Consider the following 16,593-nt stretch of genomic DNA (forward strand, 5'->3'; position numbering starts at 1 on the left):
TTTGCGCCGCACTCATAGGTAGTCCGCAGGGGGCACCGATGTGGGGCGGCTTCGTTGGTTGACCTGCCCGGCGGCTCCGTTCTTCAAGAGGAACCACAGATTTCGCAGATTTCGCAGACGAGCAGGAGCACCGGACGCATGCGCCAGGCGACGACGAACGATCAGGATTTCCTGCCTTTGATCTGTGTGATCTGCGTCGATCTGCGGACTGTTCCTTTTCGCTAATACCACCCCACCCACGGCGCCAACGCAGTCGATCACCCGCCCCACGCCGGCGCGATCAATCAATCGGCGCAATCCGTGGATCAGCGGTTTTCGGGTATGGATGAAACGCAGTCGCCTTTTCCCTATCAAGTCGTCGCTTGAACGCGGCCGGCTGAGTTTCATGCGTCACTGCGTCTGCCGTTCGTTGTCAGACGCCGGCATAGCCGCCGCGCCCGCCGGCCCAGCGCTCGATGAGCGTGGCGGCTTCGCGGGGGTGATAGGCCAGCACGTCGTCGGCCGCGGCCAGCGCCTTCTCGACCCAGACCCCGTCGCGCACCAGATCGGCGATACGAAAACTCGCCGCTCCGGTCTGGCGGGTACCCAGCACCTCGCCCGGCCCGCGAAGCTCCAGATCGGCCCGGGCGATGGCAAAACCGTCGCCTGTTTCTCGCAGGGCGGACAGGCGCTTGCGCGCTGTTTCCGACAGCGGCGGCTGGTAGAGCAGCACACAATGACTTTCCACCGAGCCGCGCCCCACGCGCCCGCGCAGCTGGTGCAATTGGGCCAGGCCGAGTCGTTCCGCGTTTTCGATGATCATCAGCGAGGCATTGGGCACGTCCACGCCTACCTCGATCACGGTCGTGGCGACCAGCACGTCAATCGCCCCGGCCTTGAAGGCCTGCATGGCCTTCTGCTTGGCCGTGGCCTTCATGCGACCGTGGGCCAGCGAAACCTGAACGCCCGGCAGGGCCTCGGACAACGCTTCGGCCGCGGCTTCGGCGGCCTGGGCCTCGAGCTTGTCGCTGGCCTCGATGAGCGTACACACCCAGTAGACCTGGCGTCCGTCGGCGACCGCGCGGCCGATACGTTCGACCACTTCGTCGCGACGCGTATTGGGCACGGCCACGGTCACCACCGGCGTACGCCCCGGCGGCAACTCGTCGATTACCGACGTATCCAGATCGGCGTAGGCGCTCATCGCCAGCGTGCGCGGGATGGGCGTGGCGGTCATGATCAGCTGATGGGCAGTCAGCCCACCGGCCGCGGCCTTGTTCCGCAGGGCCAGACGCTGATCCACGCCGAAGCGATGCTGTTCGTCGATCACGCACAGTCCCAGGCGCCCGAAGTCCAGCGAGGCCTGAAACAGGGCATGGGTGCCCACGACCGCGACCGGCTCGCCGTCGCGAATGGGGGCGAGCAGCGCATCGTCGCGGCGGCGGCGGCCGGTCACCAGCCGTACCGTCACCCCCAGCGGCTCCAGCCAGCCGGCCAGATTGGCATAGTGCTGTTCGGCCAGCAGCTCGGTGGGCGCCATGAAGGCGGCCTGCCAGCCATTCTCGATCGCGGTCAGCACGGCAGCCGCCGCGACCACGGTCTTGCCCGAGCCCACATCGCCCTGGATCAGTCGCAGCATGGGATGGGCAACGGCCATGTCGGCCAGAATTTCGCCAATGACCCGTCGCTGGGCGTTGGTGGGCGAAAAACCCAGCTGCTCGAACAGGGGCGCCAGACCACGACCGGCATCGCCAAGCACCGGCGCGCGTTCGGTCTTGACCTGGCGACGCCGGCTGCGCAGCCCCAGCTGATGGCCCAGCAGTTCCTCGAAGGCCAGCCGGGTCACGGCCGGGTGCCGCCCCTCAATCAGCGCGGCCAGGTCCTCGCCCGGCGTGGGTCGATGGATACAGCGCAGCGCATCGGCGATATCGATATCGACCCCGGCCGCCGCCAGCTCGCGGCTCAGGTCGACAGGCAGCACATCCGGCCAGAAGCCCGGCGTATCCAGCAGGGCCAGCGCCTGATCGGCCATATCGCGCAGCCGCGGCTGGGTAACCCCGGCCGTCGCCGGGTAGACCGCCCGCAGCTCCGGGGTGAAGTCATGGCCGGCGGCCGCGTCATCGACGATCTGGTACTCGGGATGCACGATCTCCAGGCCGTACACGCCGGCCCGCGGCTCGCCGAACACGCGCAGCCAGGTGCCGGCCACCAGCCGGGCCTGTTGGGCCGGGGCGAAATGAAAGAAGCGCAGCCACAGGCGCGCCTGGCCGTCGGTGGTACTCACCAGCAGGCTGCGCCGACGGCCGTGGCGTACCTCGGCGGCCTCGATCCGAACGACGGCCACCACCGGCAGCCCCTGCGCCATCATCTCGCTGACGGGGGTGACCCGGCTACGATCCTCGTAGCGCAACGGACGATGCAGCAGCACATCGCCGATGCTGGCGATACCCAGCGTGGCGAGCTTGTCGACGAGCTTGGGGCCAACGCCGTTCAGACGTTGGCAGGAATCGCCCGCGCTATAGCGCTTTTTTGTCGCGGCCCTGTCAGCCGAGCACGAGGATGGCATCGGCCTCTACGGCAGCGCCCTTGGGCAATGCAGCCACGCCCACGGCGGCACGCGCCGGATAGGGTTTGGCCAGCTTGCGCTCCATGACCGTGTTCACGGCGCCGAAGTTGTCCATGTCGGTCAGATAGATGGTGAACTTCACCACGTGGGCGAAAGTACCGCCGGCTGCCCGTGCCACGGCTTCGATATTGTCGAAGACGCGTTCGATCTGGGCTTCGATATCGCCGTCGATCAGGTCGCCGGTGGCCGGATCGAGCGGAATCTGGCCCGAGATATAGACCGTGTCGCCGGCTTGCACGGCCTGCGAGTAGGCGCCGATCGCACCCGGCGCTTCTTCGGTCTTGATGATTTGATGGGTGGCAGGTTGGATCATGACGTTACACGGTTGAAAAGCCTGACCGGCATTGTCCCATAGCCGCGTCGCTGCGCGGCAGCCCTGCTCGCCAAGCCTAGCTGCGTTCCACCCGCTCGACGGCGTTGATACGCCGCAGCCGGCGGATGATGTTGGCCAAATGGTGGCGATCGCGCACGTCGATCAGAAACCGGATGGTGATCAGCGCACCGCTGCTTTCCGGGAACATGATGTTCTGGATATTGCAGTCGGCGTCGGCGAACTTGGCGGTGAGTGTGGCCAGAAGCCCGCGCTTGTTCGAGGCGGTTACACGCAACTCGACGTCGTATTCGCCGGTAACGTTATCCGCCCAGGTCAGCTCCACGCGATCGGCCGAGGAGCCCTTGCGGGTGGAATAGGCACACCCGAAGCGATGCACCACCAGACCGCGGCCGAGGCTGGCCTGGCCGTGAATCGCGTCGCCGGGTACCGGATGACAGCACTTGGCGAATTCGACCACCAACCCTTCGGTGCCCTCCACGGCCAGCGGCTTGGCCCGCCGCCCCTTGGCCACCGGCGCGTCGCCGGCCAGAAAATGCCGTGCGACCAGCGGCGCCAGCCGCTGGCCCAGACCGATTGCGGCATACAGCGCAGGCAGACTGGGCTCGCCCATTTCTGCCAGGCCGCGGTCGATATCCGAACGCGACAGCCGGCGCAGCGACAAGCCCAAATCGCTTAGCGACTTGTCCAGCAGACGCTCGCCCAGCCGTTGGGCCTTGTCTTCGCGCTGGTTCTTGAGGAAGTTGCGTACCCCGGTGCGCGCCTTCGCGGTCTTGAGGAAATGCAGCCAGGCGGCGTTGGGCCGTGCGTGCTTGGCGGTAATGATCTCCACCGTCTGCCCGGACTGAAGCTGGCTGTTGAGCGGCGCCAGATGACCTTCGATACGCGCGGCCACGCAGCGATCGCCGAGTTCGGTGTGCACCGCATAGGCAAAGTCGACACAGGTCGCGCCCTTGGCCAGCCGGATGATCTGGCCCTTGGGCGTGAACACATAGACCTCGTCGGGAAACAGGTCCATGCGCAGGTTGTCGACAAAGCGCAGCGAATCGCGCTCGCCCTCGTGCATCTCGGCCAGATGGGCCAGCCATTCCTCGGCATCGAGGTTGCCGAGCTTGCCCGCCTTCTCACCCAGCTTGTACTGCCAGTGGGCAGCGATACCGGATTCCGCAATCTGATCCATTTCGCGGGTACGAATCTGGACTTCGAACTTGATCCCGCCGCGTGCCATCACGGTGGTATGCAGCGACTGATAGCCGTTGAGCTTGGGGTTGGCGATGAAGTCGTTGAACTGTTCGGTAATCGGGCGGTAGCGGTGATGCACGATGCCCAGCCCGCGGTAGCATTCGTCCACCGCGTCGACGATCACGCGCACGCCGTAGAGGTCGAACACATCGAGAAAGCGGCGATGCTTTTCGCGCATCTTGCGATAGATGCTGTAAAGATTCTTGCGCCGGCCCTTGACGATGGCGCCGATGCCCTCGGCCGCCAGCGCGCGCGACAGCGTTTCCTCGATCTCGCGCAGCAGGCTGCGTCGATCGCCGGTCACCGATTGACTGGCCCGGCGCAACACCTCGTAGCGGCGCGGATACATGTTCTTGAAGCCGAGTTCCTCGAGCTCCTGGCGCATGCTGTTGATGCCCAACCGCCGTGCGATGGGGGCATAGATCTCGAGCGTTTCACGGGCGATCGAGGCACGCTTTTTCGCGGTCATGCCCTCGAGCGTGCGCATGTTGTGCAGGCGATCGGCCAGCTTGACCAGAATGACGCGAATATCGCGCGTCATCGCCAGCATCAGCTTGCGAAAACTCTCCGCGGTGGCCTGCTCGCGGCTATGGAACTGGGCCTTGTCGAGCTTGCTGACGCCGTCGACGAGGTCGGCCACTTCCTTGCCGAAGCGCCGGGCCACCTCTTCGCGGGCGGCGTCGGTATCTTCGATGACGTCGTGCAAAATCGCTGCGATCAGCGTGGTGGCGTCCAGCCGCATCTCGGCCAGAATCCGGGCCACCGCCAGCGGGTGGTAGATATAGGGTTCGCCGGTCTTGCGGAACTGACCGCGGTGCTGGTGCTCGCCGAACTCATAGGCGGCACGCACCCGCGCGATCGCCGGCTCCGGCAGATAGCCTTCCAGATGCTCGGCAAGCGTATCGATACCGAACTCCCGCGAAATACGCGAGGTCCGGATACGCGTCTGCAGCCGATTGATACCGCTGGTCAATTCCATGATCCAAGACTACTGCTAAAACGCCGTTTTGACGACCATGTCGCTATAACGGCCGAGCCGCGGCAGAAATTCATGGCGACCAATAAAAAGGGCCGCTGTCGCCAGCGGCCCTTCGATCGCGTTGCTGCCGAGCGCAGCCGCCCGGCGACGCCATTATTCGTCGGCGTCGGCCGCGGGTTTGGCGGCTTTCTTCTCGCCTTCGGCTTCCAGCTCGTCCTCGCTTGGCTCGGCAGGCTGCGGCGCATCCATGCCGGTGCTCACCGGCGGCAGGTCCGGCTCGTCAAGAATGGCGATGGTGACTTCGCCGGCAGCGATCTCGCGCAGTGCCATCACAGTGGGCTTGTCGTCCTCCCAGGGCAGGCGGGCGTTGGCGCCGCGTGCCAGCTGGCGGGCGCGCTTGGCCGCGATCGTGGCCAGTTCGAACTTGTTGTTGACGTGCTCAAGACAATCTTCGACGGTAACTCGGGCCATGACGATACTCTCGCGACGAGGGTGGCAAACCGCGCAGTATAACCATGCGCGCGCGCATCGGCCAGCCCTGTCTGGCTACGATTCGCCGTGGTCGCTCGGGTCGGTGGCCAAGAAGATCTGTTCGAGCGCGTCCACGGCGTCGTCGAACACGTCGTTGACGATCTGATGATCGTATTCGTCGGCGCGGGCGAGCTCGTCGTCGGCTTCGGCCAGCCGGCGCTGAATCTGGGCGTCGTCGTCCGAAGCCCGCGAGCGCAGGCGCCGCTCCAGCTCTTCACGCGACGGTGGCCGGATGAAGATGCTGACCACATCCGCGTTGCGTGCGCGCACCTGGCGCGCCCCCTGCCAGTCGATATCCAGCACGACGTCCTGGCCGTGGGCGAGCCAGCGTTCGGTCTCGGCTGCCGAAGTGCCGTAATAACGATCGAATACCCGCGCGTGTTCCAGAAAGGCGCCGACTGCGATCATGGCTTCGAAGTCGGCCACCGATACGAAGTGATAGTCCTCGCCGTCAACCTCGCCGGGCCGTGCCGCGCGGGTGGTGTAGGACACCGAAAACCGGGCCTTGCGGCCACGTGCGGCCAGGCGTTCAATAACGGCATGGGTGAGGCTGGTCTTGCCCGCGCCCGAAGGTGCGGAGATTACGTACAGCTGTCCGCGGCGTTGGCTTTGGCAATCGTTCACGGGTGCCCTACTCGATGTTCTGAACCTGTTCGCGCATCTGCTCGATGAGCACCTTCATCTCGACCGCATGGGCGGTGAGCTGCGCGTCCTGCGATTTCGAGCCGAGCGTGTTCGCCTCGCGGTTGAATTCCTGCATGAGAAAATCCAGCCGCCGACCGATCGGCTCCTTTTTCTCCAACGCTTTCTCAAGCGCCTCGACATGGCTGTGCAGGCGATCGATTTCCTCGGCCACGTCCATGCGCTGGGCGGTGAAGATCAGTTCCTGCTCGACACGGGCGGGGTCGGCTTCCGTATCCAGCTCGGCCAGGCGGGCGCGCATCTTGTCGTACCAGGCATTGCGTGCCTCGGGCACACGCTCGGCGGCGGCATCGGCATGCTCGCGAATCTGGCGTGCGCGTTCGACCAGCATCCGGGCCAGCCGCCCGCCCTCGTCCTCGCGCATGGACTGCAGCTGGTCGAGCGCGTCGTTCAATGCCGCCAGTGCTTCGCGCTGGATGGCATCGGTGTCCGGCTCGCGCTCGCGCTGCACGCCCGGATAGGTCAACAGTCGCAGCGCGTCCGGCGCTCGGCAGTCAATCACCGTCGAGCGCACCTGCGACAGCGCTTCGCCGAGGGCCGCTAGACGCTGCTCATCGATCTCGATTGCCTGGGTATCGTCGGTGGTGACGAGCTTGGCGCCGATATCCACCTTGCCGCGTGACACCACCCGCGCCACGGCCTCGCGAATCGACGGCTCCAGCGCGCGCAGCGCGTCCGGCAGGCGCAGGTGAATATCGAGATAGCGGTGATTGACGCTGCGCAGCTCCCATACCACTTCGCCCCAGTCGCCCTGGGCCTGGCTGCGCGCGAAACCGGTCATGCTCCGGGTCATGGACTGTCCGTGGTCGTCATCGATATGGCAAGCCGCGCAGTATCGCACAGCCGTATGCGGTCACGCTGGGCTGCAGCATGGCCATAGCAGCACGCTGTTACACTGCACGGCCAGTTTACCGACGACCAAAGGCCCGATCTTGACCACGCGACCCAGCGCACGCGCCGCCGACGAACTACGCGACGTCCGCTTCGAACGCCATTTCACCAAACATGCCGCCGGCTCGGTACTGGTGAGCTTCGGCGATACCAAGGTGATCTGCACCGCCAGCGTGGAAGAGCGCGTGCCGCCGTGGTTGCGCGGTCAGAACAGCGGCTGGCTGACCGCCGAATACGGCATGCTGCCGGGCGCGACCGGCAGCCGCAATGGCCGTGAAGCCGCCCGCGGCAAACAGGGCGGCCGGACCGTCGAAATCCAGCGCCTGATCGGGCGCAGCCTGCGCGCCGTTGTCGACATGAACGCGCTGGGGGCCCGTACCGTCACTATCGACTGCGACGTAATCCAGGCCGATGGCGGCACCCGCACTGCGTCGATCACCGGTGGCTATGTCGCCCTCGTCGATGCCATGGATTCGCTGGTCAAGGCCGGCAAACTCAAGAGCAGCCCGATTCATGGCCAGATCGCGGCCGTGTCGGTCGGCATCTACAACGGCATGCCGGTGCTCGATCTGGACTATGCCGAAGATTCGCAGGCCGAAACCGACATGAACGTGGTCATGAACGAGGCCGGCGGCTTCGTCGAGATCCAGGGCACGGCCGAAGGCCATGCCTTTGCCCGCAGCGAGCTGGATGCCCTGCTCGGCCACGCCGAAAAAGGCATTGGTGAGCTCATCCAGGCCCAGCGCGCGGCCCGCGAAGGTTAGCGCATGGCCTCCCCGGATCGACGCTGGGTGTTGGCCTCGGGCAATGCCGGCAAGCTTGCCGAAATGCGCAGCCTGTTGGCGGCGCTCGATATCGAGCTGCTCAGCCAGAGCGAGTTCGCCGTGCCCGATGCCGAGGAAACCGGCATCGGCTTTGTCGACAATGCGCTGATCAAGGCCCGCCATGCGGCCGCGCTGACCGGCCTGCCGGCAGTCGCCGACGATTCCGGCCTGGCGGTGGATGCACTCGACGGCGCGCCGGGCGTCCACTCGGCCCGCTATGCCGGCAGCCACGGCGACGACGCGGCCAATAACGCCAAGCTCGTCGCCGCCCTCGACGGACTCGCCCCGGCGCAGCGCGGCGCGGCCTTTCATTGTTGCCTTGTGGCCACCCGCTCGGCGAACGACCCCGTACCGGTCATCGCCCATGGCGTATGGCGCGGCCGGGTACTCGAGGCACCACGCGGCGCGCACGGCTTTGGCTACGACCCGCTGTTCTGGGTGGACGAAGAGAACGCCAGCGCCGCCGAAATGGGGGCCGAGCGCAAGAACGCGATCAGCCACCGCGCCCGCGCCATGCACCAGCTCGTCGAGCAACTGCGCGTCGATGAGCATCACGGCTGAACAGCCCGCCCCGGCGGTCGCAAAGCGGCACGGCATACCGCTGTCGGTCTATGTCCACCTGCCCTGGTGCGTGCGCAAGTGCCCCTACTGCGACTTCAATTCGCATCGTGCGCCGGCCGAACTGCCGGAGACCGGCTATATCCACGCCCTGCTGTCCGACTGGGCGCTCGCCGCGGCCGACGAAAACCGGCCGATCGATACCGTATTCTTTGGCGGCGGCACGCCCAGCCTGTTTTCGGCGGGAGCGATCGGTCGAATACTCGCTGCGCTGGACGCCAGGCTCGGTTTGTCGAGCGACTGTGAAATAACTCTCGAGGCCAACCCGGGTACGACCGAACGGACCCGCTTTGCCGATCTGCGGGCGGTGGGCGTCAACCGGCTTTCGCTGGGTATTCAGAGCCTGGACAACGACTGCCTGAGCGCGCTCGGACGTATCCACGGCGCCAGCGAAGCCCTGGCCGCGATCGACGATGCCCGCGCCGGGGGCTTTACCGCGATCAACTGCGATCTGATGTTCGGGCTGCCCGGCCAGACCGATGCCCGGGCCATGGCCGATATCGACGGCATCATCGAACGCGAGCCGGGCCATATCTCCTATTACCAGCTCACCCTCGAACCGAACACGCCGTTCTATCGACAGCCGCCGGCCCTGCCGGACGACGATACGGTGGTCGAGATATTCGAGCAGGCCGGCGAACGCCTGCGCGGGGCGGGCTACGAGCAGTACGAAGTCTCGGCCTGGGCACAGCCGGGGCGAGCATGCCGCCATAACGAAAACTACTGGCGCTTCGGCGACTATCTGGGTATCGGCGCAGGCGCTCACGGCAAGCGCACGCGGGCTGATGGCCGTATCGAGCGCAGCGCGCGCCAGCGCTGGCCTACGGGGTACATGAGCGTGGCCGGCAGGCCGGCGTCGATTGCCGAATCCCGCCTGCTCGATGAAGACGATGCCTGCTTCGAATTCCTGCTCAACGGCCTGCGCCGACGTGCAGGCGTGACCCGTGACGATTATGAACAACGCACCGGGCTCGACTGGCAGGCCCTGGGCACGACGCTCGCAGAGCCGATCACGAAAGGGCTCGTAGCCTTCGATGACCAAACCCTGCGCGCAACCGACCGCGGCTGGCGGTTTCTGGATACGATCCTGGCAGAGGTGCTGCCCTGATGCTCGAAGAACAGACCGTGACCTGTCCTTATTGCGGCGAGCCGATCGTGCTGGTGGTGGACTGCTCGGCCGGCGATCAACGCTATACCGAAGACTGTTTCGTGTGTTGCCAGCCCATCCTTGTGAGCGTCGAAGTGGCACCCGACGGCAGTCTGGCGCATATCGAGGCCGCGGCCGAAAACGACTAGCGCCAGCAACCGGTAACGCCAATTCACGGGTGGCCGTGCGGGCTGATTGGAACGCCTGGAATTCGACGTTCGTCGTAGCCGTTTTGATAAAAAAATGACGTTTTGACAGCCACTTGCCAACGCAAAGCCGGGCTATCGCTGGTCGCAGGGCCAACGCGCCGGTATACTCGCGAATTCATCGATTACTGCCTGGGTGCGCCCTGTCGTGCGCCGCCGGGCTCCTTACGCTTCAACGCAAAGCCAAACTGCATGGCCGATTACTCGCGCAAACAGGAAGCTCTGGATTACCACGCAAAGCCCAAGCCCGGGAAACTTGCGATATCGGTCACCAAGCCTTTCACCACCTATGAAGAACTGTCGCTGGCGTATACGCCCGGCGTAGCCGAACCGGTGAAAGAGATCCGCGATGACCCGGAGGCAGCCTTTCGCTATACCTCGAAGGGCAATCTGGTCGCGGTCATCTCCAATGGCACCGCAGTCCTTGGCCTGGGCAATACCGGCGCGCTTGCCAGCAAGCCGGTCATGGAAGGCAAGGCGGTTCTGTTCAAGAAGTTTGCCGACGTCAACGTCTTCGATATCGAAGTCAACGCCGACAACCCGAAGGACTTCATCGATACGGTCGAACGTATCGCCCCCACCTTCGGCGGCATCAATCTTGAAGATATCGCCGCCCCGCACTGTTTCGAGATCGAGAACACGCTCATCGAGCGTCTGGATATCCCGGTCTTTCACGACGACCAGCACGGCACCGCGATCATCGTCGCCGCCGGGCTGATCAATGCGCTGGAGCTGCAGGGCAAGCGCCTCGCCGACGCAAAAATCGTGTGCATGGGCGCAGGCGCGGCCGGCGTGGCCTCGATGAACCTGCTGCTGGAAATGGGCGCACAGCTCGAAAACGTGTTCATGTGCGATCGCAAGGGTGTCATTCACTCCGATCGCGACGACCTGTCCGAGCAGAAGGCCCAGTTCGCCACCAAGACCGACCTGCGCAGCGTCGACGACGCCATGAAGCAGGCCGACGTATTCATCGGCCTGTCCGGCCCGGATACCGTATCCAAGGAACAGATCGGCATGATGCCGGCCAAGCCGGTGGTCTTCGCGCTGTCGAATCCCACGCCGGAAATCACGCCGGAAGAAGCCAAGAGCGTGCGCGACGATCTGATCATGGCCACCGGGCGCAGCGACTACCCGAACCAGGTCAACAACGTTCTGGGCTTTCCCTATATTTTCCGCGGCGCGCTGGACGTGCGCGCCCGTCGGATCAACATGACGATGTGCGTCGCCGCGGCCCGGGCCATGGGCGAACTCGCCCGCCAGCCGGTACCTAACAGCGTACTCGAGGCGCATAGTCAGGATGCCATGTCGTTCGGGCCGGATTACATCATTCCGAGCCCCTTCGATCCGCGCCTGATCGATTTCATTCCGCCCGCCGTGGCACAGGCCGCTATCGCCACCGGCGTTGCGCGTACAGAATATCCTTCGCATTATCCGCAGCCGGTCGTCGAGCCCGACCAGGGCTGAAAAGACTAGAGACGGACAACACCCGGGAGATCGTAGATGAGTCAACCCTTCAAGATCAGCAATCCGCAGGACGACAGCAGCACCGAGCTGCCGCTCGTCGAAGGCACGCTCGGCACACCCGGCGTGGACGTGCGCGGCCTGAACACCAAGCAGGGCGTATTCACCTACGATCCCGCGTTCACGGCCACCTGCAGCTGCAAGTCCGATATCACCTTCATCGACGGTGAGAACGGCATCCTCATGTATCGCGGCTATTCCGTACAGGAACTGGCCGAGAAGTCGAGCTTCCTGGAAGTCTGTTACCTGCTGCTCAACGGCGAACTGCCCGACACCACGCAGATGGAAGACTTCCGCCATTCGATCACGCATCACACGATGCTCAACGAATCGCTGGTGAAGTTCTACGACGGTTTCCATTACGATGCCCACCCGATGGCCATCCTCACGGGTATCGTCGGTTCGCTGTCGGCCTTCTATCACGACACCACCGACATTCGTGACCCCGAGCATCGCGCGATCTTTGCCCACCGCATGATCGCCAAGATGCCCACGATCGCGGCCGCCGCCTACAAGCACTCCATTGGTCAGCCCAAGATCGGCCCGAAGAACCATCTGGACTACGCGGCCAACTTCCTGCGCATGTGCTTTGCCGTGCCGGCCGAGGAATACGAGGTGGATCCGGTCGCCGCGAAGGCGCTGGACGTGCTGTTCATCCTGCACGCCGATCACGAGCAGAACGCCTCGACCTCGACCGTGCGCATGGCCGGCTCCACCGGCGCCAACCCCTATGCCGCGATCTCTTCGGGCATCGCGGCCCTGTGGGGGCCCGCCCACGGCGGCGCCAACGAAGCCGTGCTCAACATGCTCGCCCAGATCGGCGACGTGTCGCAGGTACCGAAGTATCTGGAAAAGGCCAAGGACAAGAACGACCCGTTCCGTCTGATGGGCTTTGGCCACCGCGTCTACAAGAACTTCGACCCGCGCGCCAAGATCATCCGCGGCTACTGCCACGAGATCCTCGAGCACTACGGCATGCAGAACAACAAGCTCTTCGAGCTGGCGCTCGAGCTTGAACGCATCGCCCTGGAAGACGACTACTTCGTCGAGCGCAAGCTCTATCCGAACGTCGACTTCTACTCCGGCATCATTTATCAGGCGCTGGGCATTCCGATCAACATGTTCACGCCGATGTTCGCCATCGCGCGTACGGTTGGCTGGGCGGCCCACTGGTCGGAAATGATGGCCGACCCGGGCATGCGTATCGCGCGTCCGCGCCAGGTGTATACCGGCTACCAACTGCGTGACTATGTCGATATCGGCAACCGCTGAGCATAACGATCGCTGAAGCGATCGCCGACATGCGAAAAAAGCGGGCTGCGGCCCGCTTTTTTTTGCCCGTGCATCTGCACCGGCGCGCCCACGCTATTGTTGACGGCATGAACAACGAAAAGGTCATCGGCGAATCGATCGCGGTATGCGGCGAATGCGACTGGGTCGCGCGCGTGCCGGCCCGCAAGGCGGGAGAAACCGCGCATTGCCCGCGCTGCGGCCACCATGTCGCGCCGCCGGCGCAGCCCGATCACCAGCGCCCGCTCGCCTGGGCGCTGGCGACGCTGGTGATGCTCGGCCTGGTGTTTGCCTTCGATTTTCTGAGCTTTTCCACCCGCGGCGTCGCCCACAGCATGAGTTTCTTCGACGCCGCTCGAGCCATGGCCGGCCACGACTATCCGAGCCTGGGCGTACTGCTTTTCATGACCACCGCCGGCCTGCCAGCAGCCTATCTGCTGGCGCTGATCTTTCTACTTATCCAGGCCGCGGGGGGTCGATCGGGACCCGCGACGCGCATGCTGGCGCGCAGCCTGCGCCCGATGGAACCGTGGATGATGGCCGACGTATTCATCGTCGGCGTACTGGTGAGCCTGATCAAGATCGTCACCCTGGCGGATGTCGCGATCGGCACCTCGTTCATCGCCTTCTGTATTTATGCCCTGCTTCTGTTACGTACGTTCACGTTCATCGATTGGGCGTCGCTCTGGCAGGATCTGGCACCGAAGCAGGCGATCGACTCGCATCTCGAAACCGGGCGTACCGGCGCGAGCCAGGATGCGGTGGCCTGTCGCGGCTGCGGCCTGGCCTTTCAGCCACACCGGCATGGACACTGCCCCCGCTGCAACCGGCGCCCGGTCAGCAACGCACTCGACCGGATTCAACTGACCTGGGCGCTGCTGATCACCGCGATCATCCTGTATATTCCTGCCAACATCTATCCGATCATGTCGACCACCAGCCTGGGGTCGACCGATCCGCAGACGATCATCGGCGGCGTACTGCACCTGGCCCATACCGGCTCCTGGCCGATTGCCCTGGTTATCTTTGTCGCCAGCGTGGTGGTGCCGATCAGCAAGATCGCTGCCCTGGCCTGGCTCTGCCTGGCCGCGAGCAATGGCTGGCACGACGATTCGCGATCCCAGATGCGCCTGTACCGCATCACCGAAAAGATCGGGCGCTGGTCGATGATCGACGTTTTCGTGGTCGCGGTTCTCGTGGCGCTGGTACGCGCCGGGGCACTGATGGCCATCGAACCCGGCCCCGCGGCGCTTTGTTTTGCCGCGGTCGTGATCATTACCATGGTCGCCGCGCATACCTTTGACACCCGCCGGCTCTGGGGCGCGACTTTCGAACGAGACTGCCCATGACGCAAGACCCGAACACTGCCGTCACCCACGGCCCGCGGCGCCGACGCATTTCGCCGGTATGGTTCATTCCGCTGGGCGCGGCCCTGATCGGCCTGTGGCTGATCTATCAGAACGTGATGTCGCGCGGACCCGAAATCACCCTCGCCCTGGATACCGCGGACGGCCTCGAGGCCGGCAAGACACTGGTCAAGGTCCGCAGTGTCGAGGTCGGCCACCTGGAATCGGTGCGTCTGGCCGACGACTACGAAGGCGCGGTCGCCACCGTCCAGATGAACCCGGATACCTCCGAACTGCTGGTGGCGGACAGCCGATTCTGGGTGGTCAAGCCAAGAGTCGGGCGCCAGGGCATCAGCGGGCTGGGCACCATCCTGTCGGGCGCCTATATTCAGCTCGAACCCGGCAGCGCCGACAAGCACCGCCGCGAGTTCGAGGTTCAGGATACGCCGCCCGCCACCTCGTCTAGCGAGCCGGGCATCGCGGTACGCCTGACCAGCGACGGCGACAATTCGCTGGCGGTGGGCGACCCCATCATCTATCAGGGGCAGACGGTCGGTCAGATCGAGGACAGCGAGTTCGTCCTCGAGCAACAGCATATGGAATACCGCGTGTTCGTGCGCGAGCCCTATGCCCAGCTGATTACCCAGACCACCCAGTTCTGGCTGCGTTCGGGCATCGATTTCCATCTCGGTTCCGACGGCGTGGACGTGCAAACCGGCTCGCTGCAGAGCATTCTTGCCGGCGGCGTCACCTTTGGCCGAGCCGACGGTGTCCCACCCGGCCAGCCGGCCAGCGCCGGCCAGGCGTTCAAGCTCTATGCAACACGCGGCGCAGCGAATCAGGACCGCTTCGATCACAAGATCCGCTACGTGATCCTGCTCGACGACTCGGTGCGCGGCCTGTCGCCCGGGGCGCCGGTCGAATACCGCGGCCTGCGTATCGGCACGGTCGAACAGGTGCCCTTCTTTCGCGACGACTTCAACCTGCAACGCCTGTCCGACTTCAAGATCCCGGTGCTGATCTCCATCGAACCGCAGCGCCCTGCCAACAGCTGGGCCGACTGGAGCGACGCCGAATGGCGCGCGAACAACAAGCGCTTTTTCGCCAACGGTCTGCGGGCCACCATCAAGTCGGGCAATCTGCTGACCGGCGCAACCTTCATCAATCTGCAGTTCGAGAGCAACGCGGACGACTACCGGCCGATGACCCTCGGCGAATACGAAGTCTTCCCCAGCGTACCGAGCAGTATTACCAGCATCCAGAGCCAGCTGTCGGACCTGATGGACAAGCTCAACGCCATCGACGTGCGCCCGATCGCCAACAACCTCAAACACACGCTGGAAACCTCGAACGCCACGCTCGACGAACTGCACCGCGCCACCCGCAATATCAATCAGCTGCTCGAAGCCCGAGACACCCGAGAGCTGCCGGGCACGCTGCGTGCCACGCTCGCCGAGCTGCAGGACACCCTCGAAGGCTTCCAGCAGGGCGCGCCGGCCTATGGCGAATTCAGCCGCTCGCTGGATCGCCTCAACCGGGTGCTCGACGACGTCGCGCCGCTGGCGCGCACCCTGCATGACCGTCCCAACGCCCTCATCTTCGGCCGTCCCGAAGATGGCGATCCGATTCCGAAGGCCGCCCGATGAAAACACGCCCCCTGCTCTGCCTGGCCACCGCCACCCTGCTTGCCGGCTGCGCCGGCAGTGCGTCATCGCCGTCGTTGTTCGTACTCGACCCGGGATCGGCCCGCCAACCGATGTCGGCTGCAGCCACGGCGCGCACACAGCTAATGGTCGCGCCGGTCGAGATCGCGCCGGTACTCGATGAACGCGGCATCGTCTATCAAACCGGCCCGCACCGGGTGGTCATCGCCAACCACAACCGCTGGGCGGCGCCGCTGGGCGAGCAGCTGCGGGAGTCCCTGATCGCGACGCTCGCAGAAGAACTCACCGACATTCAGGTCGTACGGCGTGCCGATTCGGCCACGACCGATCGCTACACGCTGCGCACGCGCGTTGAGCAGTTCATGGGGCACTACGACGGACAGGCACGAATCGTGGGCGAATGGCAGCTCGACGACCCCGAAGGTCGTGCCGTCGTACGCCAGCCTTTCCTGCAGGAAGTCGCGCTCACCAACGACGGCTACGAAGCGCTGGTCGAAAGCCTGGCCGAGGGCTGGCAGGCCACCGGCCAGGCCATGGCCCCGGCCATCAGCCGGGCCACGTCGGATCGCTCCCGGTAGACCGAATCCGCCGAACGCGCCTATCGCGCATAAAAAAGCGGGCCGTACTGGCCCGCTTTTTTCGTAACGCCGGCTTCAAACCCGGAGCGTGTCCTCATGAGATATGACGTCATATCCC

16 protein-coding genes are annotated in these 16,593 nt (G+C 64.8%); 9 read left to right on the forward strand and 7 right to left on the reverse strand.

Annotated elements, in window-relative coordinates; genetic code table 11:
• Positions 1 to 12: 12 nt before the first annotated feature.
• From CMN27_RS14175 to CMN27_RS14205, 7 genes are all read right to left on the reverse strand, one after another.
• Positions 13 to 387: a hypothetical protein gene (locus CMN27_RS14175; RefSeq protein WP_293627466.1), complete on the reverse strand. Its 375-nt coding sequence runs from the start codon at positions 385 to 387 to the stop codon at positions 13 to 15.
• 25 nt (positions 388 to 412) lie between these two features.
• On the reverse strand, positions 413 to 2,545 hold the full coding sequence (gene recG, locus CMN27_RS14180) for an ATP-dependent DNA helicase RecG (protein WP_293627468.1): 2,133 nt from the start codon (positions 2,543 to 2,545) through the stop codon (positions 413 to 415).
• Positions 2,523 to 2,918 (reverse strand): RidA family protein, encoded by a 396-nt coding sequence (locus tag CMN27_RS14185; RefSeq protein ID WP_293627469.1) that lies wholly within the window; start codon positions 2,916 to 2,918, stop codon positions 2,523 to 2,525. The genes recG and CMN27_RS14185 overlap by 23 nt, the downstream gene beginning before the upstream one ends.
• 76 nt (positions 2,919 to 2,994) lie before the next feature.
• Positions 2,995 to 5,157: a bifunctional (p)ppGpp synthetase/guanosine-3',5'-bis(diphosphate) 3'-pyrophosphohydrolase gene (locus CMN27_RS14190; protein ID WP_293627470.1), complete on the reverse strand. Its 2,163-nt coding sequence runs from the start codon at positions 5,155 to 5,157 to the stop codon at positions 2,995 to 2,997.
• A 153-nt stretch (positions 5,158 to 5,310) separates the two neighbouring features.
• The gene (gene rpoZ / locus CMN27_RS17485; RefSeq protein WP_353176659.1) at positions 5,311 to 5,628 is read right to left on the reverse strand and encodes a DNA-directed RNA polymerase subunit omega; all 318 of its coding nucleotides are present in this window, start codon (positions 5,626 to 5,628) and stop codon (positions 5,311 to 5,313) included.
• Between the two features lie 75 nt (positions 5,629 to 5,703).
• Positions 5,704 to 6,312 (reverse strand): guanylate kinase, encoded by a 609-nt coding sequence (gmk, locus tag CMN27_RS14200; protein ID WP_293627471.1) that lies wholly within the window; start codon positions 6,310 to 6,312, stop codon positions 5,704 to 5,706.
• Positions 6,313 to 6,319: 7 nt separating this feature from the next.
• Positions 6,320 to 7,183: a YicC/YloC family endoribonuclease gene (locus CMN27_RS14205; RefSeq protein ID WP_293627472.1), complete on the reverse strand. Its 864-nt coding sequence runs from the start codon at positions 7,181 to 7,183 to the stop codon at positions 6,320 to 6,322.
• Between the two features lie 136 nt (positions 7,184 to 7,319).
• On the opposite strand from CMN27_RS14205, the gene rph reads away from it, so the two are divergent.
• The 9 genes from rph to CMN27_RS14250 all read left to right on the forward strand — a co-directional run bounded on the left by rph (position 7,320) and on the right by CMN27_RS14250 (position 16,475).
• Complete coding sequence (gene rph / locus CMN27_RS14210; RefSeq protein WP_366515462.1) at positions 7,320 to 8,045, forward strand: ribonuclease PH; 726 nt, start codon at positions 7,320 to 7,322, stop codon at positions 8,043 to 8,045.
• A 3-nt stretch (positions 8,046 to 8,048) separates the two neighbouring features.
• Positions 8,049 to 8,666 carry an RdgB/HAM1 family non-canonical purine NTP pyrophosphatase gene (gene rdgB, locus CMN27_RS14215; protein ID WP_293627474.1) on the forward strand — a complete coding sequence of 206 codons (618 nt, stop codon included), beginning with the start codon at positions 8,049 to 8,051 and terminating at the stop codon, positions 8,664 to 8,666.
• On the forward strand, positions 8,650 to 9,831 hold the full coding sequence (hemW, locus tag CMN27_RS14220; protein ID WP_293627475.1) for a radical SAM family heme chaperone HemW: 1,182 nt from the start codon (positions 8,650 to 8,652) through the stop codon (positions 9,829 to 9,831). Before rdgB ends, hemW begins: the two co-directional genes overlap by 17 nt.
• Positions 9,831 to 10,019, forward strand: coding sequence for a CPXCG motif-containing cysteine-rich protein (locus tag CMN27_RS14225; protein ID WP_293627476.1), 189 nt, complete (start codon positions 9,831 to 9,833; stop codon positions 10,017 to 10,019). Before hemW ends, CMN27_RS14225 begins: the two co-directional genes overlap by 1 nt.
• A gap of 249 nt (positions 10,020 to 10,268) precedes the next feature.
• Entirely contained in the window at positions 10,269 to 11,540 is a 1,272-nt protein-coding gene (locus CMN27_RS14230) for a malic enzyme-like NAD(P)-binding protein (protein ID WP_293627477.1), read from the forward strand.
• Positions 11,541 to 11,576: 36 nt separating this feature from the next.
• Positions 11,577 to 12,869 (forward strand): citrate synthase, encoded by a 1,293-nt coding sequence (locus tag CMN27_RS14235; protein WP_293627478.1) that lies wholly within the window; start codon positions 11,577 to 11,579, stop codon positions 12,867 to 12,869.
• 107 nt (positions 12,870 to 12,976) lie between these two features.
• On the forward strand, positions 12,977 to 14,236 hold the full coding sequence (locus CMN27_RS14240) for a paraquat-inducible protein A (protein ID WP_293627479.1): 1,260 nt from the start codon (positions 12,977 to 12,979) through the stop codon (positions 14,234 to 14,236).
• The gene (pqiB, locus tag CMN27_RS14245; RefSeq protein ID WP_293627480.1) at positions 14,233 to 15,879 is read left to right on the forward strand and encodes an intermembrane transport protein PqiB; all 1,647 of its coding nucleotides are present in this window, start codon (positions 14,233 to 14,235) and stop codon (positions 15,877 to 15,879) included. The genes CMN27_RS14240 and pqiB overlap by 4 nt, the downstream gene beginning before the upstream one ends.
• The gene (locus CMN27_RS14250; RefSeq protein WP_293627481.1) at positions 15,876 to 16,475 is read left to right on the forward strand and encodes an ABC-type transport auxiliary lipoprotein family protein; all 600 of its coding nucleotides are present in this window, start codon (positions 15,876 to 15,878) and stop codon (positions 16,473 to 16,475) included. The genes pqiB and CMN27_RS14250 overlap by 4 nt, the downstream gene beginning before the upstream one ends.
• Positions 16,476 to 16,593: the final 118 nt, after the last annotated feature.

This window comes from Salinisphaera sp. (assembly GCF_002729955.1).
Taxonomy (GTDB): Bacteria; Pseudomonadota; Gammaproteobacteria; order Nevskiales; family Salinisphaeraceae; genus Salinisphaera.